This is a genomic window from Bradyrhizobium sp. SZCCHNS2022 (genome assembly GCF_032377575.1).
In the GTDB taxonomy this organism is placed as follows: domain Bacteria; phylum Pseudomonadota; class Alphaproteobacteria; order Rhizobiales; family Xanthobacteraceae; genus Bradyrhizobium; species Bradyrhizobium aeschynomenes.
In genome coordinates, this window is sequence record NZ_JAUHHZ010000001.1 from 4327504 (window position 1) to 4350755 (window position 23252).

19 protein-coding genes are annotated in these 23252 nt (G+C 66.7%); 13 read left to right on the forward strand and 6 right to left on the reverse strand.

Annotated features, from left to right (window positions below; translation table 11 throughout):
* Positions 1-40: 40 nt before the first annotated feature.
* The gene (locus tag QXZ94_RS19460) at positions 41-436 is read right to left on the reverse strand and encodes a response regulator (protein WP_006613531.1); all 396 of its coding nucleotides are present in this window, start codon (positions 434-436) and stop codon (positions 41-43) included.
* Between the two features lie 268 nt (positions 437-704).
* Here QXZ94_RS19460 and QXZ94_RS19465 point away from each other — a divergent pair, with 268 nt between their 5' ends.
* The 11 genes from QXZ94_RS19465 to QXZ94_RS19515 all read left to right on the forward strand — a co-directional run bounded on the left by QXZ94_RS19465 (position 705) and on the right by QXZ94_RS19515 (position 14437).
* On the forward strand, positions 705-1685 hold the full coding sequence (locus QXZ94_RS19465) for a bifunctional riboflavin kinase/FAD synthetase (RefSeq protein WP_315721772.1): 981 nt from the start codon (positions 705-707) through the stop codon (positions 1683-1685).
* A 322-nt stretch (positions 1686-2007) separates the two neighbouring features.
* Positions 2008-5007, forward strand: coding sequence for an isoleucine--tRNA ligase (gene ileS / locus QXZ94_RS19470; RefSeq protein ID WP_315721773.1), 3000 nt, complete (start codon positions 2008-2010; stop codon positions 5005-5007).
* A 221-nt stretch (positions 5008-5228) separates the two neighbouring features.
* Complete coding sequence (gene lspA, locus QXZ94_RS19475; RefSeq protein ID WP_315721775.1) at positions 5229-5726, forward strand: signal peptidase II; 498 nt, start codon at positions 5229-5231, stop codon at positions 5724-5726.
* A gap of 171 nt (positions 5727-5897) precedes the next feature.
* Positions 5898-6596 (forward strand): hypothetical protein, encoded by a 699-nt coding sequence (locus QXZ94_RS19480; RefSeq protein ID WP_315721776.1) that lies wholly within the window; start codon positions 5898-5900, stop codon positions 6594-6596.
* A gap of 175 nt (positions 6597-6771) precedes the next feature.
* On the forward strand, positions 6772-8157 hold the full coding sequence (locus tag QXZ94_RS19485; RefSeq protein ID WP_315721777.1) for a pitrilysin family protein: 1386 nt from the start codon (positions 6772-6774) through the stop codon (positions 8155-8157).
* Positions 8157-9536 carry a M16 family metallopeptidase gene (locus QXZ94_RS19490; RefSeq protein ID WP_172132403.1) on the forward strand — a complete coding sequence of 460 codons (1380 nt, stop codon included), beginning with the start codon at positions 8157-8159 and terminating at the stop codon, positions 9534-9536. Before QXZ94_RS19485 ends, QXZ94_RS19490 begins: the two co-directional genes overlap by 1 nt.
* 1108 nt (positions 9537-10644) lie before the next feature.
* Positions 10645-11064 carry an alternative ribosome rescue aminoacyl-tRNA hydrolase ArfB gene (gene arfB, locus QXZ94_RS19495; protein WP_172132286.1) on the forward strand — a complete coding sequence of 140 codons (420 nt, stop codon included), beginning with the start codon at positions 10645-10647 and terminating at the stop codon, positions 11062-11064.
* A gap of 455 nt (positions 11065-11519) precedes the next feature.
* Positions 11520-11837, forward strand: coding sequence for a c-type cytochrome (locus tag QXZ94_RS19500; RefSeq protein WP_315726385.1), 318 nt, complete (start codon positions 11520-11522; stop codon positions 11835-11837).
* 1 nt (position 11838) lies between these two features.
* The gene (locus tag QXZ94_RS19505; protein ID WP_006610406.1) at positions 11839-12234 is read left to right on the forward strand and encodes a VOC family protein; all 396 of its coding nucleotides are present in this window, start codon (positions 11839-11841) and stop codon (positions 12232-12234) included.
* A 49-nt stretch (positions 12235-12283) separates the two neighbouring features.
* A complete protein-coding gene (locus QXZ94_RS19510; RefSeq protein WP_172112454.1) occupies positions 12284-12832 on the forward strand; it encodes a gluconate 2-dehydrogenase subunit 3 family protein in 549 nt (182 codons plus the stop codon).
* A gap of 36 nt (positions 12833-12868) precedes the next feature.
* Positions 12869-14437: a GMC family oxidoreductase gene (locus QXZ94_RS19515; protein ID WP_315721778.1), complete on the forward strand. Its 1569-nt coding sequence runs from the start codon at positions 12869-12871 to the stop codon at positions 14435-14437.
* Between the two features lie 422 nt (positions 14438-14859).
* On the opposite strand, the gene QXZ94_RS19520 is transcribed toward QXZ94_RS19515, so the two are convergent.
* On the reverse strand, positions 14860-15171 hold the full coding sequence (locus QXZ94_RS19520) for a ribbon-helix-helix domain-containing protein (protein WP_315726387.1): 312 nt from the start codon (positions 15169-15171) through the stop codon (positions 14860-14862).
* A 207-nt stretch (positions 15172-15378) separates the two neighbouring features.
* On the opposite strand from QXZ94_RS19520, the gene mutL reads away from it, so the two are divergent.
* Positions 15379-17232, forward strand: a complete 1854-nt coding sequence (mutL, locus tag QXZ94_RS19525) for a DNA mismatch repair endonuclease MutL (RefSeq protein WP_315721779.1) — start codon at positions 15379-15381, stop codon at positions 17230-17232.
* A 191-nt stretch (positions 17233-17423) separates the two neighbouring features.
* Here the strand turns inward: mutL and rsmD are convergent, their stop codons facing one another.
* Positions 17424-17978, reverse strand: coding sequence for a 16S rRNA (guanine(966)-N(2))-methyltransferase RsmD (rsmD, locus tag QXZ94_RS19530; RefSeq protein ID WP_315721780.1), 555 nt, complete (start codon positions 17976-17978; stop codon positions 17424-17426).
* 9 nt (positions 17979-17987) lie between these two features.
* Positions 17988-20129, reverse strand: coding sequence for a pseudouridine synthase (locus QXZ94_RS19535; RefSeq protein ID WP_315721781.1), 2142 nt, complete (start codon positions 20127-20129; stop codon positions 17988-17990).
* Positions 20130-20262: 133 nt separating this feature from the next.
* Between QXZ94_RS19535 and tadA the strand changes: the two genes are divergently transcribed.
* On the forward strand, positions 20263-20709 hold the full coding sequence (tadA, locus tag QXZ94_RS19540) for a tRNA adenosine(34) deaminase TadA (RefSeq protein WP_172112460.1): 447 nt from the start codon (positions 20263-20265) through the stop codon (positions 20707-20709).
* On the opposite strand, the gene QXZ94_RS19545 is transcribed toward tadA, so the two are convergent.
* Both QXZ94_RS19545 and QXZ94_RS19550 read right to left on the reverse strand, forming a co-directional pair.
* Positions 20693-22747: a cytochrome P450 gene (locus QXZ94_RS19545; RefSeq protein WP_315721782.1), complete on the reverse strand. Its 2055-nt coding sequence runs from the start codon at positions 22745-22747 to the stop codon at positions 20693-20695. The genes tadA and QXZ94_RS19545 overlap by 17 nt on opposite strands.
* On the reverse strand, positions 22744-23238 hold the full coding sequence (locus QXZ94_RS19550) for a hypothetical protein (RefSeq protein ID WP_246739239.1): 495 nt from the start codon (positions 23236-23238) through the stop codon (positions 22744-22746). Before QXZ94_RS19550 ends, QXZ94_RS19545 begins: the two co-directional genes overlap by 4 nt.
* Positions 23239-23252: the final 14 nt, after the last annotated feature.

A 23252-nucleotide genomic window follows, 5' to 3' on the forward strand; every position in this document is an offset into this window, starting at 1 on the left:
AGTGCCGGGCGTCTTTCAGCTTAGAACCATCAGGCCGCTTTCAGGCCGTCGCCATGTCCGGGAAGACGGCGTCGATCTTGGTCTTCAGGGTCGCGGCGTTGAACGGCTTGACGATGTAGTTGTTGACGCCGGCCTTCTTGGCGGCGATCACGTTCTCGGTCTTGGATTCCGCCGTGATCATGATGAACGGCGTGGTCGCCAGGTTCGGATCGGCGCGGACCTCGCGGAGCAGGTCGTAGCCGGTCATCGGCTCCATGTTCCAGTCGGAGATCACGAGACCGTATTTCTTGGCGCGCATCTTGTTCAGGGCCATCGAGCCGTCGCTCGCGTCGTCGATGTCCTCGAACCCGATCTGCTTCAGAAGATTCCTGATGATACGGATCATGGTGCTGTAATCGTCGACGACGAGCACCGGCATCGTCAAATCAACCGCCATCTTGACTCCCCCAGACGCGTACGCAACGCGCAGACTGTTACCAAACGCTCTTTCGGCTCAGGCCTTGAACGACCTCCGCCATCCGGGCTCAGGAGTAGCATCAGCCGTTAAACAGCGCGTTAACTGCGCCGCGGCTGCATGTCGCGGATGCTGCACTGCATGAGCCGGGGAACCCCTTCGGCTTGACTTCGGCAGGCCGGCCGCCCACGGTCGACGGCAACGTCCGCCGGCTGACGGCCTGCTGAAATCTGCGAGATATTTCCACGACATGTGCGCTTTTCAGATCATCCGCGATTCCACCCCGCCACAGGACATCCTCAAGGGCGCGGTGGTGGCGATGGGAAATTTCGACGGCGTTCATCTCGGTCACCGGGCCGTGATCGAGGCCGCCATCGAGATGGGCAAGGCCAAGGGGCGTCCGGCCCTCGCGCTGACCTTCGAGCCGCATCCGCGGCGCTTCTTCAGCCCCAATACCCCCCAATTCCGCCTCACCGACGAGGCCGCCAAGCTGCGGCTGCTGGCGGGAACCGGCTTGCAGGGTGCCGTGGTGATGACCTTCGACAAGGGCCGCGCCCAGACCTCGGCGCAGGACTTCATTCACCATGACCTGATCGGCCGGCTCGGCGTCTCCGGCATCGCGGTCGGCTACGACTTCCATTTCGGCAAGGGCCGGGTGGGCTCGCCCAGCCTGCTCGCCAATCAGGCGCCCAAGCTCGGCATCGAGGTCGACGTCCAAGCCCATGTCGACATCGACGAGCGGCCGGTGTCGTCGACCGCGATTCGCGAGGCGCTGGCCGAAGGCCAGGTCGCCGAAGCCACCGCCATGCTCGGCGGCCCCTGGTTCGTCACCTCGGAGGTCATCCACGGCGAAAAGCGCGGCCGCGACCTCGGCTACCCCACCGCCAACATGCGGCTCGACCGCGATTGCGGGCTGCGCCACGGCATCTATGCCGTCCGGGTCGGCCGCGGCCGCGGCGCTCAGCGGGTGCTGATCGACGGCGTCGCCAATTTCGGCCGGCGCCCGACCTTCGACAACGGCGCGCCGCTGCTCGAAACCTTCCTGTTCGACTTCAAGGACAGCCTCTATGGCGAGGTCCTGGATGTCGCCTTCATCGGCTTCATCCGCGAGGAGGCCAAGTTCACCTCCATCGAGGCCCTGATCCGGCAGATGGACGACGACAGCGCCAAGGCGCGCGCCCTGCTGGCGGCGAACCCCGGCCTCTTCCCCCGCCTTGGCGACATCGGCTGATCCTCCACCGCCGCCGTCATTCCGGGGCAGCCCGCCAGGGCTGAACCCGGAATCTCGAGATTCCGGGTTCGATGCTTCGCATCGCCCCGGAATGACGCTGAAAGACTGCCCCGCAGCGTTGATGCCGCAGGATCGCTTTGCGATTCCGTGGTCCGGCTGCTATGAGGAGGCCCCATGTTGATACGGCGCACCATCGGCATTAGCGGCCCGGCTTCCGCCTGAGCTTTCGAGCTCGGCGCAAGACCGGGATGTCTCTGCTCGTTCCGCCGCCCGCGATCGAAATCGCGCCTTTCAGCCGTTCAGCTCATCAAGCCAGATCACGATGTCCGAGAAGCCGCAAAAGTCCGACGCCGCCGATTATTCCAAAACCCTCTATCTGCCGCAAACGGAATTCCCGATGCGCGCCGGCCTGCCGCAGCGCGAGCCGGAGATCCTGAAATACTGGTCCGACATCGACCTCTACGGCAAGCTGCGCGCGACCGCCAAGGGACGACCGAAATTCGTCCTGCATGACGGCCCGCCCTATGCCAACGGCAACATCCATATCGGGCATTCGCTCAACAAGATCCTCAAGGACGTCGTGACCAAGAGCCAGCAGATGCTCGGCCACGATTCCAACTACGTGCCGGGCTGGGACTGCCACGGCCTGCCGATCGAGTGGAAGATCGAGGAGGAGAACTACCGCAAGAAGGGCAAGACCAAGCCCGACTTCCGCGACAGCACCGCCATGGTCGCGTTCCGCAAGGAGTGCCGCGCCTATGCCGAGCATTGGCTCAACGTGCAGCGCGAGGAGTTCAAGCGTCTCGGCGTGATCGGCGACTGGGACCATCCCTACGCCACCATGACCTATCCTGCCGAGGCGCAGATCGCGCGCGAGCTGATGAAGTTCGCCGCCAACGGCACGCTGTATCGCGGCTCCAAGCCGGTGATGTGGAGCGTGGTCGAAAAGACCGCACTGGCCGAGGCCGAGGTCGAGTACGAGGACTATCAGTCCGACACGGTGTGGGTGAAGTTCCCGGTGACCTCGCCGGCGCATGGGGCACTGGCGGGCGCCTCGGTCGTGATCTGGACCACCACGCCGTGGACCCTGCCCGGCAACCGCGCGATCTCGTTCTCGCCCAAGATCGCCTACGGCCTCTATGAGGTCACCGACGCCCCCGCCGACAATTGGGCGAAGACCGGCGACAAGCTGATCCTGGCCGACGCGCTCGCCGAGAGCGTGTTCAAGCAGGCGCGCGTGACGTCCTACACCAAGCTGCGCGACATCCCCGGCGACACGCTGGATGCGGTCGAATGCGCGCATCCGTTCAAGGGCCTCGCCGGCGGCTACAATTTCGTCGTGCCGCTGCTGTCGGGCGAGCATGTCACCGACGACACCGGCACCGGCTTCGTGCACACCGCCCCCGGCCACGGCCGCGAGGACTTTGATGTCTGGATGGCGAATGCCCGCGAGCTCGACGGCCGGGGCATCGCGACCACGATCCCCTACACCGTCGACGAGAACGGCGCGCTGACCGATCATGCCCCCGGCTTCACCGGCAAGCGCGTCATCAACGACAAGGGCGAGAAGGGCGACGCCAACGAGGCCGTCATCAAGGCGCTGACGGACAACGGCATGCTGCTCGCGCGCGGCCGCCTCAAGCATCAATACCCGCATTCCTGGCGCTCCAAGAAGCCGGTGATCTTCCGCAACACGCCGCAATGGTTCATCGCGATGGACAAGGATATTGCCGACGACGGCAAGTCCAAGTCCGGCGACACCCTGCGCGCCCGCGCGCTGCGCGCCATCTCGGTCACGCAATGGGTGCCGGCCGCCGGCCAGAACCGCATCAACGGCATGATCGCCAACCGCCCGGACTGGGTGATCTCGCGCCAGCGCGCCTGGGGCGTGCCGATCGCCGTGTTCGTGCGCGAGACCGGCGACGGCTCCGCCGAGATCCTGCAGGACGAGGCGGTCAACAATCGCATCGCCGACGCCTTTGCCAAGGAAGGCGCCGACGCCTGGTACGCCGACGGCGCGCGCGAGCGCTTCCTCGGGTCCCGCGCCAACGAGGACTGGAAGAAGGTCGACGACATCTGCGACGTCTGGTTCGACTCCGGCTCGACCCACGCCTTCGTGCTCGAAGACCCCGTGCACTTCCCCGGCCTTGCCGGCATCAGGCGCAAGGTCGATGGCGGCCAGGATACGGTGATGTATCTCGAAGGCAGCGATCAGCATCGCGGCTGGTTCCATTCGTCGCTGCTGGAGAGCTGCGGCACGCGCGGCCGCGCGCCGTATGACGTCGTGCTGACGCACGGCTTCACGCTCGACGAGAACGGCCGCAAGATGTCGAAGTCGCTCGGCAACACCGTCGAGCCGCAGAAGGTGATCAAGGATTCCGGCGCCGACATCCTGCGCCTCTGGGTCTGCGCCACCGACTACGCCGACGACCAGCGCATCGGCCCGGAGATCCTGAAGAACACCATCGAGACCTACCGCAAGCTGCGCAACAGCATCCGCTGGATGCTCGGCACCCTGCACCACTACAAGCGCAGCGACGCCGTCGCGTTCGCCGACATGCCGGAGCTGGAGCGGCTGATGCTGCATCAGCTCTCGCAGCAGGCCGAGGTGATCCGCCGCGCCTATGCCGCCTTCGACTACAAGACGGTGATCGCCTCGCTCGCGGCGTTCATGAACACCGAGCTGTCGGCGTTCTATTTCGACATCCGCAAGGATACGCTGTATTGCGACCCGCCGTCCTCGGTGGCGCGCAAGGCCGCGCTGACCGCGATCGACCTGATCTGCGACGCTATCCTGAAATGGCTGGCGCCGGTGCTGTCGTTCACGACAGACGAGGCGTGGCGCATGTATCGCCCCGACGCCGAGCCGTCGGTGCACCTGACGCTGTTCCCGGACGCGATGGATGGCTATCGCGACGATGCGCTCGCCGCGAAGTGGGAGACGATCCGCAACGTCCGTCGCGTCGTCACCGGCGCGCTGGAGCTTGCCCGCGCGGCCAAGACCATCGGCTCCTCGCTCGAGGCGTCGCCGATCATCTATGTCGCCGACCGCGCCCTGCTCGGGACCTTGTTCGATGCCGATCTCGCAGAAATCTGCATCACCTCGAACTACGAGGTCCGCGAGGGTGACGCCCCGGCCGATGCCTTCCGGCTCGATGCGGTGCCGGGCGTGGCCGTCGTGGTGGAGAAAGCCGTCGGCAAGAAGTGCGCCCGCTCCTGGAAGATCCTGGAGAGCGTCGGCGAGGACGCCGAATATCCCGACGTCTCCCCGCGCGACGCCCAGGCGCTGCGCGAATGGAAGGCGCTCGGGGTGGGCGTGTGATCCGCGATCGTGTGTCACACTCCGCCGTCGTCCCGGCGAAGGCCGGGACCCATAGCCACCGGCCATCGTGTTAAGCAAAGACTGATGACTTCGAGTCCTTTCCACCAACTGGCCGTCCGCGGCACGCGACGAGCGCTGACGCGCTCGCGCGGGGGTCCCGGCGTTCGCCGGGACGACGGCTGTGGGTGCCGCAGGCATCCCGGCATGATCGCGCGGATCGCATGACCCCCCGCCTCCGCCTCGGCCTCATCGCGGGGTTCGCCACCCTGGTCATCGACCAGGCCTGCAAGCTGTGGCTCCTGTATGTGTTCGACCTCGCCAACCGCGGCACGGTGAAGGTCACCCCGTTTTTCGACCTCTACCTCGCCTGGAACATCGGCATCAGCTTCGGCTGGCTGCAGAACGAGAGTGTGCTGGCCCAATATGCCCTGATGGCGGTGAAGGCGGTGGCGGTGGTGCTGCTGGGGGTCTGGATGGCGCGCTCGGAGACGAAGCTCGCCACCATCGCCCTCGGCATGATCATCGGCGGCGCGATCGGCAACGGCATCGATCGGCTGGCCTATGGCGCGGTGGTCGATTTCGCGCTGTTTCACATCGAGATCGGCGGCACCGTTTACAATTGGTACATCTTCAACCTGGCCGACGTGGCCATCGTTGCCGGGGTGGCGGCCCTGCTGTATGACTCCTTCTTCGGGGCTCATGCCGCAAAAGCGCCCTGATCGGGGTCGATACCGACCGATGCCGGTCTTGGGTCAAGAGCCTGACGTATTTCACGTTTTTGCGATCAGCACGGTGACCGGACGGCCCGCACGTCGCGAGGGTCCAAGCCGGCGGAATCGCAGCCGGTTCGCCGGAGCACGAGCACTGGACAAGCGAGGACAGGGAAAGCCATGCGCAAGACCGAAGTCAGCAGCCGGATCGTGACCCACGCGGCCCTTCGTACCCTGCGGCTGTCGGCCGTCGCGCTCGGCATCGGCCTGGTGATGGCCGCGGGCACGGCCCGTGCCCAGGAGGACGAAGAGGACGACAAGACCTTCGAAGAGAAGATCATCGACAACCTGATGCGCGGCCTTGGCGGCACCAACATGGAGACGCCGACGATCGACTACCGCGAGCGCTCGCCGTTGGTGGTGCCGCCCAAGCTCGACCTGCCGCCGCCGGCCGCGGCCGCCCAGGCCACTGCGCCGAACTGGCCGAAGGACCCCGACGAGCAGCGCCGCCGCGCGGCCGCAGCCGCGCGCAAGAAGGAAAACAAGGATCCGGCCGTCGCCGCGCGTCCGCTGACGCCGGCCGAGATGCGCGCCGGCCGGACGGCGGCAGCGAAGCAGACCGAGCCGGTTCAGCCCGGCATCACCAACAACCCGATGATGAGCCCGTCGCAGCTCGGCTTCAAGGGCACGCTGTTCGGCCTGTTCAAGGGCAATGACGCCGAGACCAAGCAGTTCACCAGCGAGCCGCAGCGCGAAACTCTGACCCAGCCGCCGCCCGGCTACCAGACTCCGTCCCCGAGCTATGCGTACGGCACCGGCGGCTCGCAGGAACCGATCGGCGGCAAGCAGCTCGACGTCATGACCGGCAAGGAACGGTGACGGCATCTGCTTGCCGGCGCCATCCGGGAATTGCCGGCCTTGCCGGCGTTAGCGAAATTTAATGTCTTGCGGCGGCACCATGTCGCCGTTTTGTGACGCCGGGCTCCGTCCCGCGCGGTGTAGCATGCTGCGCTCAAACCCGATTGCCCCGCGCTTGCGGGCCTTCAGAAGGATCATGATGTCCTCGCACCGGTTCATCCCTGTCGCCGCCGCACTCGTCTCCCTCCTCGCGTTCACGGCCGGCGCTTCGGCGCAAACGACGTTCGCCTCCGAGCCCCCCGCCAGCTTTACCCTGCCCAACGGCCTTCAGGTCGTCGTGATCCAGGATCACCGCACGCCGGTGGTCACCCAGATGATCTGGTACAAGGTCGGCTCGGCCGACGAGACGCCCGGCAAATCCGGGCTGGCGCATTTCCTCGAGCACCTGATGTTCAAGGGCACCGAGAAGCATCCCGCCGGCGAGTTCTCCAAGACCGTGCTGAAGATCGGCGGCAACGAGAACGCCTTCACCTCGGTCGACTACACCGGATACTTCCAGCGCGTGCCGCGCAGCCAGCTGCCGAAGATGATGGAGTTCGAGGCCGACCGCATGACCGGCCTGGTGCTGAAGGACGAGAACGTGCTGCCCGAGCGCGACGTCGTGCTCGAAGAGTACAACATGCGCGTCGCCAACTCGCCGGAAGCCCGTCTCAACGAGCAGGTCATGGCGGCGCTCTACGTCAACCATCCCTATGGCCGGCCGGTGATCGGCTGGAAGCCGGAGATCGAGAAGCTCAGCCGCGAGGACGCGCTCGCCTTCTATCGCCGCTTCTACGCCCCCAACAACGCAATCCTGGTGATCGCCGGCGACACTGACGTGAAGGAGGTGCGGCCGCTGGTCGAGCAGACCTTCGCCAAGATCCCCGCGCAGCCGGACATTCCCGCGCGCCGCCTGCGGCCGCAGGAGCCCGAGCCGGTGGCGCCGCGCACCGTCACGCTGGCCGATCCGCATGTCGAGCAGCCCTCGATGCGCCGCTTCTACCTGGTGCCCTCGGCGACGACGGCCGCGCCCGGCGAATCCGCTGCGCTCGACGTGCTGGCGCAGCTGATGGGCAGCGGCAGCAACTCCTATCTCTATCGCGCGCTCGTCGTCGACAAGCCGCTCGCGATCAATGCCAACGCGTCCTATCAGGGCACCTCGCTCGATCCCAGCCAGTTCTCGGTTGCGGTCGCGCCGCGGCCCGGCGTCGAGTTCGCCCAGGTCGAGGCCGTGGTCGACAGCGTCATCGCCGAGATCGCGCAGAACCCCGTGCCGGCCTCCGATCTCGAACGCGTCAAGACGCAGCTGATTGCGGAAGCGATCTACGCCCAGGACAACCAGGCCACCATGGCGCGCTGGTACGGCGGCGGCCTCACCACGGGGCTGAGCATCGAGGATATCAGAAGCTGGCCGGATCGCATCCGCGCCGTGACGGCCGAGCAGGTCCGCGCCGCCGCGCAAAAATGGCTCGACAAGAAGCGATCGGTCACCGGCTATCTGATCAAGGACAATGCCGCCAAGCGCGAGGAGAAGCGGTCGTGATGCACCCAATGACCTTCGCCCGCCGCTTCGCCTGCGCGCTCACCGTCGCCGCAGCAGCGCTGACGCTCGCTCCGGCCGCCCAGGCCGCGACCAAGATCCAGCGCCTGGTCTCGCCCGGCGGCATCGAAGCCTGGTTCGTGCAGGATGCCACCGTGCCGCTGATCGCGATGGAATACGCCTTCCAGGGCGGCGCCTCGCAGGACCCCCAGGGCAAGCCCGGCGTCGGCAACCTCGTGGCCGATCTGCTCGACGAAGGCTCCGGTGATCTCGACTCCAAGACCTTCCACGAGCGGCTCGATCGCCGCGCCATCGAGCTGTCGTTCCAGGTGTCGCGCGACCAGTTCCGCGGCTCGCTGCGCATGTTGCGCGACAACAAGGACGAGGCGTTCGAGCTGCTGCGCACCGCGCTGACCTCGCCGCATTTCGACAGCGCCGATGTCGAGCGCATCCGCTCGCAGGTGCTGTCGGGCCTGCGCCGCGAGACCACCAATCCGAGCTCGCTGGCAGGCCGCAAATTCCTCGAGCTCGCCTTCCCCGATCATCCCTATGGCCGGCCCTCCAACGGCACGCTGGAGAGCGTGCCGACCATCACGGTCGACGACCTCAAGGACTACACCCGGCGCATCCTCGCCAAGGACACGCTGAAGGTCGCCGTCGTCGGCGACGTCGATCCGGCGACGCTCGGCAAGCTGCTGGACCAGACGTTCGGCGCCCTCCCGGCCAAGGCGACGTTGACGCCGGTGCCCGACGTCGTCGCCACCAAGCCGCCGCGCAGCGTGTACGTGCCGCTCGCCGTGCCGCAGACCGTGATCACCTTCGGCGGCCCCGGCATCCGCCGCCACGACCCGAACTTCATGGCGGCCTATGTGGTCAACCACATCCTCGGCGGCGGCGGCCTGTCGTCGCGGCTGTACAAGGAGGTGCGCGAGAAGCGCGGCCTGGCCTATTCCGTCTATGACGCGCTGTTGTGGATGGATCATTCGGCGCTGTTCATCGGCAACACGGCGACCCGCTTCGACCGCGCCGGCGAGACCATCGCAGCCGTCGAGGGCGAGATCCGCCGCATCGCCGAGGAAGGCCCGACCCAGCAGGAGCTCGACGAGGCCAAGTCCTACATCAACGGCTCGCAGATGCTTGCGCTCGACACCTCCTCCAAGCTCGCCCAGGCGATGCTGCAATATCAGCTCGACAAGATGCCGATCGACTACATCGAGAAGCGCAGCGAGATCGTCAACGCGGTGACGCTGGAGGATGCGAAGAAAGCCGCCAAGCAGCTCTGGAGCCAGGGCCTCTTGACCGCCGTCGTCGGCCGCACCCCGCAGGCCGCTGCCGAGCCGGCGCAAGCCCCGGTCACGGCGCCAGTGACCAAGACGAACTGAGCGGGGCGGCGCCGCATCACACCTCGGTGCGGTTGACCACAGCTGCCACAGCACAAACGGTGTCGTCCCGGCCTCGCGCCGGGACCCATACCCCCAGGGAGGGGTTTGAGGCACGCCAATCGTTGGCCCTTTGCCCACCAGGTCCGCCGCGGAGTATGGGTCCCGGCGCAAGGCCGGGACGACAGCGGAGGCCTGAGCACGACTTCTGATAAAAATAATCTGCTTGCTATTTTTCTGAAATCATGATCATCTCCCCGCATCCCGCCTCAAGCAGATGGGGCGTTGCGCGCGATCGTCACGACACGCGAGGCGGGGATGCGATGGCCGCGAGAGATCGCAGCGTCCCTCGGCAACGAGGGCGCGGACGAACGATCGCTCGCGGACGTGAAGTCGCAGCGTCCTGACACCCCGAAGCTGGTGTCGACAGCGCAATGCGCGAGCATTGTTGCGGCATGGTGGCCAACGAGCCGGGCACCAGGGAGACTGCGTATAAGCGTGAAGACCATCGCGCGGGGAATGCCGGGATGTCTCGGCTGAACCTGTGGTTCCTGCCGCCTGCATTTTTTTCGCAGGCGGGCCATGGGTGCGGCCAGCGCCCGGCATTCCCCGCGCCCTCTGCATGCTTGCGAGGGCCACGACGATGCAAGCCTCGGGCATGCGTGCCGCGAGAGAGCGAAGCTGTGTCCCCAGCTCAGCCGTGTCCTTGGCCCATCCACCAGCTGTTTGAACCGTGAAGTCCGCCACCCCCACCGCTGTCGTCCCGGACAAGCCGCGACGCGCGGAGCGCGGCGTGGCGCCGATCCGGGCCGCCCGCTGCGGCGCTGATCGTGAACAAGGCGCTGCCTATGACTGAGCCCTCTCCCCTTGTGGGAGAGGGCCCAAGGAAGACGCCAAGAGCTCGATCGGGTGAGGGGTCTCTCTCCACGAGCGTGGTTCGTTGAGAGAAACCCCTCACCCGACCAAGCGCGCGGATAGGCCGTACATGCCCTTCTCCCACAAGGGGAGAGGGCGCTGTATCGCACGATGCGATTGTCGGCACAGAGGCCCGCGCACACCTCGCCTAAACCCGCTATGGTGCCCACGAAAGCCTCGAATCCCCTGGTGCCCCATGCTGCGGATTTCCCGCGACCTTGCCATCGACGAGAACGACATCGAGATCTCGTTCGTCCGCGCCTCCGGGCCTGGTGGCCAGAACGTCAACAAGCTGTCGACCTCGGCGCAGCTGCGCTTCGACACCAGCCGCATCACGCTGCCGGAGGACGCCGCTGCACGGCTCGTCCGGCTCGCCGGTCAGCGCATGACCAAGAACGGCGTCATCGTGATCCAGGCCGAGCGCTTCCGGACCCAGGAGCGCAACAAGGCCGATGCGATCGAGCGGCTCGTCACGTTGTTGAGGGAGGCGATGGTGCGGCCAAAGGTGCGGCGGCCGACCAAGCCGACCTTCGGCTCCAAGCAGCGCCGCCTCGAAGGCAAGAAGCTCCGCAGCGATGTCAAGGCCGGCCGCGGCGCACGGCGTTTCGACGATTAGTTGGCCGGCCGCCTGCTTGTCACCCACCCCGTCATTCCGGGGCAATCGTCGATGCGCGTTGCGCATCGGCGATTGAACCCGGAATCTCAATCTTATTGAAAACGAAAGCAAGCCAAGCCCGGGATTCCGGGTTCAAGGCCTGCGGCCTTGCCCCGGAATGACGATGGGTGTGGCGCTGAAGATAGGTTCGTACAGAGCCGCCCGTAACACGTCGCACGACTGATGACAGAACAATGAGTCTGCATTGCTGACTCACCTCCCGCGCTGCAACGACCCGCGCCTGCTTTGTTCTCGCTGAAACAGCCGGCTACTACCACGCCACATCGGCTGCGACCTACTCTCAGAAAAAACGAGAGCGAGGATCGATGTCGGGATGGCGTGCGGCGCGGCTTGCGCCTGTTTTTGTCGGGCTGTTTTGCAGCGCGGTGCTCGGCACCACGATCGCCTCCGCGCAGATGGCACTGCCCTCGCCCAAGCCCGCCGATGGCGCCACTTTGTTCAAGCAGCAATGCGGTGTCTGCCACACGCTGAGCAGCACAGAGCCGATGCGACAGGGACCGCCGCTGTCGAAGATCGTCGGTCGCCGTGCCGGTTCCATCGAAGGCTTCCGCTATTCCGCCGGCTTCGCGAAAGCCGACTTCACCTGGGACGAGGCCAAGCTCGACGCCTGGCTGACCAACCCGCAAGAGCTGATCCCCGGCGCCGTCATGGCCTATCGCCAGGCCAAGCCCGACATACGCGCCGCGATCATCAACTACCTGAAGGACAATTGAGATGGCCAAGCCCGTTCACTCGATGATCCGCGTCTTCGACGAGGCCAAGGCGCTGGACTTCTACAAGCGCGCCTTTGGCCTGGAGATCGCCGACAATCTTCGCTTCGACGGCTTCGCACTGATCTATCTGCGCCATCCCTCCTCGCCGTTCGAGGTCGAGCTCACCGTCAACTTCGACCGCAAGGAGCCCTATACGCTCGGCGACGGCTACGGCCATCTCGCGGTCGTGGTCGACGATGTCGATGCCGAGCACGCCCGCTTCGAGCGCGAGAACCTCGCGCCCGGTCCGCTGCGCGACTTCAAGCACAATGGCGCGACGCTGGCGCGCTTCTTCTTCGTCAGCGATCCCGACGGCTACAAGATCGAGGTGATCCAGCGCGGCGGCCGCTTCGGCTGAGCCGCTGAACGACGACGATACAAAATCAGAAATCACGGAGGAAAGTCCAATGAGAGAAGTCGACCGCCGCAACAAATACGACCGCCGCGTCTTTCTCAAGGGCGCGGCCTCGACCGTGCCGGCCGCAGCCGTCGCCTCTGCGACGGGTCTGGGGATCACCGACGCCTGGGCCGAGGATGCGAAAGCGCTGACGCCGGCGACCCTGAAGACCCTGGTGAAGGTCGCGCGCGACATCTACCCGCACGACTTCCTCGCCGACCGCTACTACATCGTCGCGGTCAAGCCATGGGACGGCAAGGCCGCCGAAGACGCCGCCGTCAAGGCGATGATCACCGACGGCATTGCCCGCCTCGACCAGGATGCGAAAGATCGCCACAAGGTGCCGTATGCGCAGGTGCCGTGGGAGGTCGATCGCGTCGCACTGCTTGTGGGTATCGAGCAGACCACCTTCTTCAAGACGCTGCGCGGCGACCTCGTGGTGTCGCTCTACAATCAGAAGGAGCTCTGGCCGAAGTTCGGCTACGAGGGCTCCTCCGCCGAGCATGGCGGCTACATCAACCGTGGCTTCTCCGACATCGACTGGCTGCCAAAAGCCTGACGCCGGCGAACAACAGAAAACACGGAGGAAACCACCATGGCCAAATTCGATCAGAACGATTCGAGCGTCGTCGTCATCATCGGCTCGGGCGCCGGCGGCGGCACCTTGGGCAACGAGCTCGCGCAGAAGGGCATCAAGGTCGTCATTCTCGAAGCCGGCAATCGCTACGAGATTCCCGACTTCATCAATGACGAATGGGAGAGCTTCACCCAGCTTGCCTGGACCGACATGCGCACGACATCCGGCAGCTGGCGGGTGGCGAAGGACTTCGCCAATCTGCCGGCCTGGATCGTGAAGGCGGTCGGCGGGTCCACGGTGCATTGGGCCGGCGCCTCGCTGCGGTTCGAGGAACACGAGTTCAAGGCCCGGACCACCTATGGCGGCGTGCCCGGCGCGAGCCTGCTCGACTGGCCGGTGACGCTCGCCGAGATGGAGCCCTGGTACGCCAAGGCCGAGTTCAAGATGGGCGTGACGCGCACCAACGACATCCCTGGTTTGCCGGGCAACAATAATTTCAAGGTGCTCGAGGCCGGCGCCCGCAAGCTCGGCTACAAGACCGTCCACACCGGCAACATGGCGATCAACTCGCAGCCGCGCGACGGCCGCGGTGCCTGCCAGCAGATCGGCTTCTGCTTCCAGGGCTGCAAGTCCGGTGCGAAGTGGTCGACCTTGTACACCGAGATTCCGAAGGGCGAGGCCACCGGGAATCTCGAGGTGCGGTCCGGCAGCATGGCGATCAAGATCGAGCATGATGCATCGGGCAAGGTGACCGGCGTGGTCTATGCCGACAGCCAGGGCAAGATGCAGTTGCAGAAGGCGCGCATCGTCGCGGTTGCCGGCAACTCGATCGAGAGCCCGCGGCTCCTGCTCAACAGCGCGTCGAGCATGTTCCCGGATGGTCTCGCCAATTCGTCAGGGCAGGTCGGGCGCAACTACATGCGGCACATGACCGGCAGTGTCTATGCGACGTTCGAGAACCCCGTGCACATGTATCGCGGCACTACGATGGCCGGCATCGTCCGTGACGAGGCGGCGTTCAATCCGAAGCGCGGCTTCGTCGGCGGCTATGAGATGGAGACCTTGTCGCTCGGCCTCCCCTTCATGGCGGCGTTCCTCAATCCCGGCGCCTGGGGCCGCAGCTTCACCGCGGCGATGGAGACCTATCCGCGCATGGCCGGCATGTGGCTGGTCGGCGAGGACATGCCGCAGGAGACCAACCGGATCACGCTCGATCCGGTCGCCAAGGACAAGTTCGGCATGCCCGTGGCCTCAGTGCATTTCGACGATCATGCCAACGACGTCGCGATGCGCGCCCACGCCTACAAGCAGGGCTCGGCGATCTATGAAGCGGTGGGCGCCACCGTGACCTATCCGACCACACCTTATCCCTCGACGCACAATCTCGGCACCAACCGGATGAGCGACAAGGCCAAGGATGGCGTCGTCAACAAGTTCGGCCAGACGCATGACGTCAAGAACCTGTTCGTGTCGGATGGCAGCCAGTTCACCACGGGAGCTGCGTGCAATCCGACGCTGACGATCGTGGCGCTGGCGATCCGCCAGGCCGACTACATCGCCGGCGCGATGCAGAAGAAGGAGATTTGAGTCTGCTTAGTCATCGGAGGCATCGCCGTCACCGCGACGACGGTCAGCGCCTCCCCCGCTTGCGGGGGAGGTCGCATCGCATCGAAGATGCGATGCGGGTGGGGGAAAGCTCAGCAAAGACTGCTGATGAAGCTTCTACAGCAAAGACCGCCCGTGCGACGCCCCACCCCACCCTCGCCCGCAGGGTTATCGCATATGACAAACGAGGTTATGCGCTCATCTCTCTCCACGTCGTCATGGCCGGGCTTGTCCCGGCCATCCACGTCGTCCGGCATGCTGAGACCGACGTGGATGCCCGGGACAAGCCCGGGCATGACGGAGTAACTAAGTTGCAGGTTCGCTCGCCGCGACGGCTCCGCCTCTCCATGTGCGATTCCCCTCCCCCGCAGGCGGGGGAGGGAGACGAGAGAGCGGTCGGGTGGCTACTCGGCCGCGTCCATGATCGCGGCCGCGGTGAACTCCGGCATCGCCGCACTCGCCTTCGCCCGGTAGATCAAACAGGAACACCGCAGCAGCGACGCGAAATTCTTCACCTCGCCGTGATGATCGAGCACCTCGGCGTACAGCGTCGTCACGAACTTGGCGACGCTCATGCCTTCCTTGGCCGCGATCTCCTCGAGCGTGTCCCAGAATGCCATTTCGAGCCGGATCGACGTGCTATGGCCGCCGATCCGCAAACTGCGGGTCTGCGACTCATAATCGCGCTGAGGCTGGTGTGCGAACAGACGGCACATGGGCTTCCTCCGGCAGATTGTCATTTTCGCGAAACGATATACCGGCCCCGCCCGCCTCACAATCCCGTTGGAGAACGTGGCTTTCGCCTGCCGCGCTGCATGAAAAAGGCTATTGTCCCGGCCACAGATGTGGCGCCGCGGCAGCTTGGCTCCGCGCCGCTGCGGCGACCACACCAGCGCATCCCAATCCGACGACAGCTCCGCCCCATGCCCGTCCGCCAGCTCCCCGAACAGGTCATCAACCGCATCGCCGCCGGCGAGGTGGTCGAGCGGCCCGCGAGCGTGGTCAAGGAGCTGGTCGAGAACGCGATCGATGCCGGCGCCAGCCGCATCGACGTCTTCACCGACGGCGGCGGCCGGCGGAAGATCGCGATATCGGACGATGGCGGCGGCATGACCGCGGCCGACCTCGCGCTCGCGATCGAGCGCCACGCGACGTCGAAGCTCGACGACGAGGACCTCTTGCAGATCCGCACGCTCGGGTTCCGCGGCGAGGCGCTGCCGTCGATCGGCTCGGTCGCGCGGCTGTCGATCACGACGCGGCACAAGAGCGAGCCGCATGCGTGGGGGATCACCGTCGATTGCGGCGACAAGTCGCCGATCGTGCCGGCCGCACTGAACCAGGGCACCCGCGTCGAGGTCGCCGATCTCTTTCACGCGACGCCGGCACGGCTCAAGTTTCTCAAGACCGACCGCACCGAGGCCGAGGCGATCCGCGAGGTGGTGCGGCGGCTGGCGATGGCGCGGCCCGACATCGCCTTCACGCTTGCCGGCGAGGAGCGCGCGCCGGTGACCTGGGCCGCCGCACTGCCCGGCGCGCCGGGACAGCTGACGCGGCTCGGCGACATCCTGGGCGCCGACTTCCGCAGCCATGCGATCGCCGTGCGCAGCGAGCGTGATCATGTCGTCGTCGAAGGCTTCGCCGCCGCGCCGGCGCTGACGCGGGCCAATGCGCTCGGGCAGTATCTGTTCGTCAATGGCCGCCCGGTGCGCGACAAGCTGATCCTGGGCGCGGTGCGCGCGGCGTACGCGGACTATCTGCCGCGCGACCGCCATCCCATCGTGGCGCTGTTCGTCACGCTCGATCCGCGCGAGGTCGATGCCAACGTTCATCCCGCCAAGACCGAGGTGCGCTTCCGCAATGCCGGCCTGGTGCGCGCGCTGATCATCCACGCGCTGAAGGAAGGCCTCGCGCGGGAGGGGCGACGTACCGCGGCCAATGACGGCGGCGCGACAATCGCCGCCTTCCGCCCCGCCTTCGCGCCGCCGCGGCCCAATCCGGGACCGATGAATTGGGACTGGCAGCGCTCGCCGTCGGCGCCGGTGATGCCGCATTTCGGCGGCTCCTTCCCCGCGGCTGCCGCCTCGCCTGATCTCGAATCCTTCGGACTGGCGGAATCCTCTCAAGCGGCGTTCGACGTCGGCACGCCCCGCGCCGACGTCCGGCTGCACGAGCAGCCGGCAGCGCCCGATCTGCTCGACCGTCCGCTCGGCGCCGCGCGCACGCAGATCCACGACACCTACATCGTGGCGCAGACCCGCGACGGCCTCGTCATCGTCGACCAGCACGCCGCGCATGAGCGCATCGTCTATGAGCGGCTCAAGGCCTCGCTATCAGCGCACGGCGTGCAGCGGCAGATCCTGCTGATCCCGGACATCGTCGAGCTCGACGAAGCCACGGTCGAGTCGCTGCTGGCGCGAACCGATGAGCTCGCCTCGTTCGGCCTCGCGATCGAGTCGTTCGGCCCCGGCGCCGTCGCCGTACGCGAGACACCGTCGCTGCTCGGCAAGATCAATGCCGCAGGCCTGCTCCGCGACCTCGCCGAGCACATGGAGGAATGGGGCGAGGCGCTGCCCTTGGAGCGCCGCCTGATGCACGTCGCCGCCACCATGGCCTGCCACGGCTCGGTCCGCGCCGGCCGCCGCCTCAAGCCGGAGGAGATGAACGCGCTGCTGCGCGAGATGGAGGACACTCCGAACTCCGGCCAGTGCAACCACGGCCGCCCGACCTATGTCGAGCTGAAGCTCGCCGACGTCGAGAAGCTGTTCGGGAGGAGATAGCGACGCTGCCACAATTCACTCAGCCGTCATGCCCCGCGCAGGCGGGGCATCCAGTACTCCGAGGCGCTGGTGATGCTCACGAACGGCACAGCATACTGGATCGTCCGCCGGAGCTTGTCATCCGGCCGGCCGAAGGCCGGACCGGGTGGCGGACGATGACGGAGGAGAAAGATGAAACACTTCGGCACACCTCAGACGGCGCGCAGAAAAACGAACTCGGTGTCGTCGTAAGCGCGCCGCTCGAGTTCTTCAAAGCCCTCGGGTGCCTTGAACGCGGCGGCCTTGGACTCCTCGACCACGAGCAGCGCCGATGGCACCAGCCAGCCGCCGTCGCGCAACGAGGCCAGCGCCTTCTCGGCCAGGCCCTTGCCGTAGGGAGGATCGAGGAACACCAGCGCGAACGGCTCGACCGGGTGCGCCGGACCGAGATCGGTCGCATCACGGCGATACACCTTCGTCACGCCGCCCAACCCGAGCGCCTCGACATTGTTGCGCAACAACGCCCGCGCTTCGGCGCCGTTGTCGACGAACAAGGTGAACGCCGCGCCGCGCGAGGTCGCCTCGATGCCGAGCGCGCCGGTGCCGGCAAACAGGTCGAGCACCCGCGCGCCTTCGATCGGATCGTCGTAGGCGTGCACGAGGATGTTGAACAGCGCCTCGCGCAGCCGGTCCTGGGTGGGCCGGATGTCGCGCGAGGCGGGCGAAGCGATGTTGCGGCCCTTCAGCCGTCCACCGACGACACGCATCGCACCACCCTACTCGTCCTGCGGCGTGATATCGCGCTTGCCGTGATAGCCGCGCTTCGGCCGCCGCGGCGGACCGGGAAAGCGGGCTTCCGCCTCGTGGCGCTCGCGGGCCTCTTCGCTGCCGGTGCGCTGAACCAGCACGCGGCGGCCCTTGCGGTCGGCCACGACCTCCCGCTTCGGCTTGGGCTTCGGGTCCGGCAGCGGCTCGCGATTGCCCTTGCCCGCCGGGCCGAGATCGGCGCCGGATTGCGCGATGACCTTCTCGCCGAGCTGCTCGCGCAGCACCCGCGTCTTGACCTCCTGCACCTCGCCTTCAGGCAGCTCCAGCAGTTGGAACGGACCGAAGGAGACGCGGATCAGGCGGTTCACCTCGAGGCCGAGATGCGCCAGCACGTTGCGCACCTCGCGGTTCTTGCCCTCGCGGATCGCAACGACCAGCCAGACATTGGCGCCCTGGTCGCGCTCCAGCGTGGCTTCGATCGGGCCGTATTTCACGCCATCGACCTCGATGCCTGCGGCAAGCTGATCGAGCTGTCCTTGCGTAATCTCGCCATGGGCGCGGACGCGGTAGCGCCGCGTCCAGCCGGTATCCGGCAATTCGAGCACGCGCGCCAAGCCGCCGTCATTGGTGAGCAGCAACAGGCCCTCGGTGTTGAAGTCGAGCCGGCCGATCGAAATCAGCCGCGGCAGGCCTTCGGGCAGATTGTCGAACACGGTCGGGCGCCCCTCGGGGTCGCTGTGCGTCGTCATCAGCCCGCGCGGCTTATGATAGAGGAACAGCCGCGTGCGCTCGCGCTCGGGCAACGGCGCGCCGTCGACCTTGATCTCATCGTTCTCGGTGACGTCGAGAGCGGGCGAGTTGATGACGCGGCCGTTCACGCTGACGCGGCCCTGCGTCACCATCTCCTCGGCATCGCGCCGCGAAGCGAGGCCGGCACGCGCCAGCACCTTGGCGATGCGCTCGCCCGGCTTCTTCGGCTTGGCCGGCTCGGCGGCGACGCTGGTACGGGCACTGCGCTTGTCGGTCTCGGGCTTGCGCTCGCGATAGGCGCCGCGGCCGCCAAAGGCCGGACGCTTGGCGAAGACCTTGCTGTCGTCCTCATTGTCGCGGCGCGGGCGCTCGGAGAAACTGTCGCCTCCCCGACGTTCGCTGCGCGGGTGCTCCTGCCAATCGGTGCGCCCTTCGGGACGGCGACGCGGCCGGTCGAAGCCACGGTCGTCATCACCGCGCGGACGATCGAACTTCGGCCTGTCGAATTTGGGCTTGTCGAATTTGGGCCTGTCGAATCTCGGACGATCCTCGCTGCTGCGCTCGCTGCGCGGGCGATCGAAGCTCCGGCCGCCTTCGCGCGGCGGACGCGCACCGCGCTCCGGACGATCTCCATCGGCGCTGCGCTTCTGCCACGGCTTGGTCTCGCCGCGCGGCGGACGGTCGCCGAACTCCTTGCGCGGCCCGCGCGCACCGGCACCGAACTTGCGCTCGCCTCGATCGCCTTCGGCGCCGCGAGAAAACTTGCGCTCTCCGCCGAACTTCCGCTCCGGCCGGTCGCCGCTGCGCGACGGCCGGTCGCCGAAGCTGCGCTCGGTCCGCGGCCGTTCGCCGCGATCGCGCGCGCCCTCGCCGCGTGGCGCATAGGGCCGCTTGTCACCATCGCGCTCCCGCGGAGCGTAGGGCTTGCGCTCACCGAACTTGCGCTCGGACGACCGCCCGGCCGGACGAGCCTCGTCGCGACCGGCGCGCGGCGTGTAGGGCCGCTTCTCGCCGCCGCGCTCGTCGCGGTCGAATTTCGGCCGATCGCCGCGCGGCTTGAAGGCGCGCTTCTCGCCCTCGCCCGAACGTGCCGCATACGGCCGGTCGCCGCGCGGACGCTCGTCGCGGTTGAAGCGCGGCTTGTCGCCATAGGATTTTCGCGGCGCATCGCTCTCGTCACGGCGGCGCGGCGCGCGGCCCTCGTCGAAGGAGCGCTTGCCGCCGTCGCGCTTGGCAAAGCTCTTGCCGCCGCCTTCCTTGTCGCCGAAGCCGCGCTTGGCGAACTTCTTCTCCGGCCCGCGCGCGGCGCCCGAGCGTCCCTTGCCGCCCTCGGACCGCCCCCGCGGGGCGCCACCGCGGCGGCCGCGGGAATCATTGTCTTTGTCGGTATCGCGGGGCATGAAGGTCTCACTTCGAGGTGCAGGACGCGGGGTGATACGCGCGCTTCTTGAGCAGCGCATGTCACGCGGGAAATCGGGGTCCGGTTTTGCTGAAGGGCGATGCAGTAGCAGACTTGGGCGGGTATGACGAGCCATGAACAGCCCTTCTTTCATGGATTTGGCCCTGAAAGCGGCCGAATCGGCCGCAATTTCCGGCGAGGTGCCGATCGGCTGCGTCGTGGTCCGCGACAATGCCGTCATTGCCACCGCCGCCAACCGAACCCTGACCGACCGGGATCCGACCGCCCATGCCGAAATCCTGGCGCTGCGGCAGGCCGCGCAGGCGATCGGCAGCGAGCGGCTGGTGGATTGCGACCTGTATGTGACGCTGGAGCCCTGCACGATGTGCGCCGGCGCCATTTCCTTCGCCCGCATCCGCCGGCTGTATTATGGGGCCGCCGATCCCAAGGGCGGCGCAGTCGAGTCCGGCGTGCGCTTCTTCGCATCACCGACCTGCCATCACGCGCCGGAGGTCTATTCGGCGGTCGGCGAACAGCAGGCTGCGACCATGCTGAAGGCGTTCTTCAAGGCGAGACGCTGAGGCCCGGCTCAGCCGCCGCGTTGTGCGAGCCTCGGAACACGATCCGGACCGGCAGCGCGCTCACGCCGCTCATGAATTGCGACTGCACGCGGCGAACGCGCCCCGCGAGCTCGATCCGCTCCGTCCGCCGCAGCAGCTCGGCGAACAACGTCCGCATCTGCATCCGCGCCAGCTGCAGCCCCATGCAGATGTGCGGACCGCGGCCGAAGGCGATGTGCGGGTTCGGGCTGCGATCGATCCGGAACGCGCCCGCGTCCGCGAACACCGCTTCGTCGCGATTGGCGGAATGGAAGAACAGCGCCAATGCGTCACCGGCGCGAACGGGCTGTCCCCCGACTTCGGTGTCGCAGAGCGCCGTCCGCATGAAGTGCCGCACCGGCGTGGTCCAGCGCAGCATCTCCTCGATGGCTGCATCGAGCAGCTCAGGCTGACCGCGCAATCGCGCCATCTGCTCGGGCTCGGCCAGCAGCGCCTCCAGGCCGCCGGCGAGCGCGAGCGCGGTGGTGTCGTGGCCCGCGGTGACCAGCAGGATGAAGTAGGAGATCAGCTCATAATGCGGCATCGCCTCGCCATGCGGCATGGCATTGGCGATCGAAGTAGCGAGATCGTCGCGCGGACGGGCGCGACGATCGGCGGCGAGGGCCTCGAAATAATCGCGCAGCGCCAGCATCGCCATGCGCATCGTATCGCCGGGTGTTTCCGCAAGACGTCGCTGCGGATCCTCCGCCCCGACGAAGGCTTGCGCGAGCCGTGCCAGCCGTATGTCATCGGCTTCGGGCGTGCCCAGCATGCGGCCGATGACGCGGAAGGTGAACGGCATCGCCACGTCGGCGGCGAAATCGCTTCGCCCGCCGCCGCGCGCAGCCAGGCGATCGACGATCTCGGCAGCCCATTGCGACAGCCAGACTTCGATCTCGCGCAAGGCCGGCGGCGCAAAGGCACCCTGGAGGATCGCGCGGTAGACGCCATGATCGGGCGGATCCATCTCGGTCAGGCTGCGCACGAGTTGCGGCTTGCCGGTCACCCGCTGCAGCACTGCCTCGGAGGCCTCGCTGGCGAGATAGGTCCGCGGGCCGGCGGCGAATTCTCCACTGCGCGTCTCCATCGCAACGATGTCCGCGTAGCGCGTGACGGCCCAGAACGGGCGCACGCCCGACCGCTCGACCCAGTGCAGCGGCGCATGCTGGCGGAGCAGCGCGCAGGCGCGCTCCAGTCGCGCCGGACTGGCGTGGCCGCGCGAGGAGATCAGCACGTCGACGGCACGCTCGACCGCCGCGCCGTGCCGCGCGGCTTGCGAGGGGAACGACCGAACGACAGATGTCCGGGGAATGAAGTCGCCGCCGACCGCGGCGGCATCGGGCGCACGGCGCACCAGGAGCGTGAACTCCTTCATGCCATAGTCGGCGATGAGCTGGACGTCGGCCGCAAACGCCTGCTCGCAATAAGCCGCCCAATCATCCGGCGTGGTACGATACAGGCGCGTGTCGATCGGATCGCCTTCCAACGTCTCGTGGGCGGCGGCCTGGAGGAAATTGACCGCAAAGCCGCGTCGGCTGGTAGCGAACATCCGCTGCAACATCGCCCTGACGTAGCTTTCCCAGGCCGCGCGCGAATAGCCGACATTGACGTTCATGATGCCCGAGGCAACCGAATAATCGGCGACGCGCGGGCTCTCGGCGGCGACGGAGAAACGTCGCAACGGGCCGGCAAAGCGCCGCCGCGCCCGGCTGATCATCGCATGGGACAGGTCGATGCCGAGATAATCGATCTCACAGGACGCGAAACGCGCGGCTAGAAACGGCACCAGCGCCCCGTAGCCGCAGCCGATGTCGTTGAGGCTGAACGGCGCCGACGCATCGCACAGCTTCATCAACTGCACGAAGCGCAAGCTCTGCGTCGCCTCGCACGACCAGTCGACGCCACGCGGCGTCGCGCCATGACGCGCGACGCAGGCACTGTAATAGGCATCGACATCGGAGCAGATGGCCTCGAGCGAGGGTTGATCAGGCTCGATGCCGCTGCCCGCGGCCTCTTTCATTTCTTGCCGCGCTTCTGGACGCGCCGATTGCGCGCTTCCTCAGCCAGATTCTGACGCGCCTCCCGGCCCGGCGTGGTCGGAATCGAAACGATGACATGGGTTTCGAGCGAGAACACCACCGGGCGGCCATGCGCGACCGTCACTCTCGGATCCTGAGCGGCCGAGTGGCAGACGATCGAAACCGGCAAGGGCTTCTCGCATTCCAAGTCGTCCTTGAACGCCCTGATGACGCGGTCGTGACCATTCACTCCGGCGAGATCCGACGGATAGGTCCGGAGGTGTTCCAGGAACCGGTACCAGCGGCGACGCTCCGTCCAATCCTGCGGCACGATTCCGAGCAGTGCGAATGATTGCTGCAAACCATGTTGAAGCGAGAAGACGCCGAACTCACGTTGCAGTTCGACCATTTCGTGCAAAGCTTCAGCTTCGAAACGCCTGTTCAACTGTACGAGAATATCGAGTGTCGTACTGTCCTTGATCATCATCCCCATGTGCCCGCCTCCCA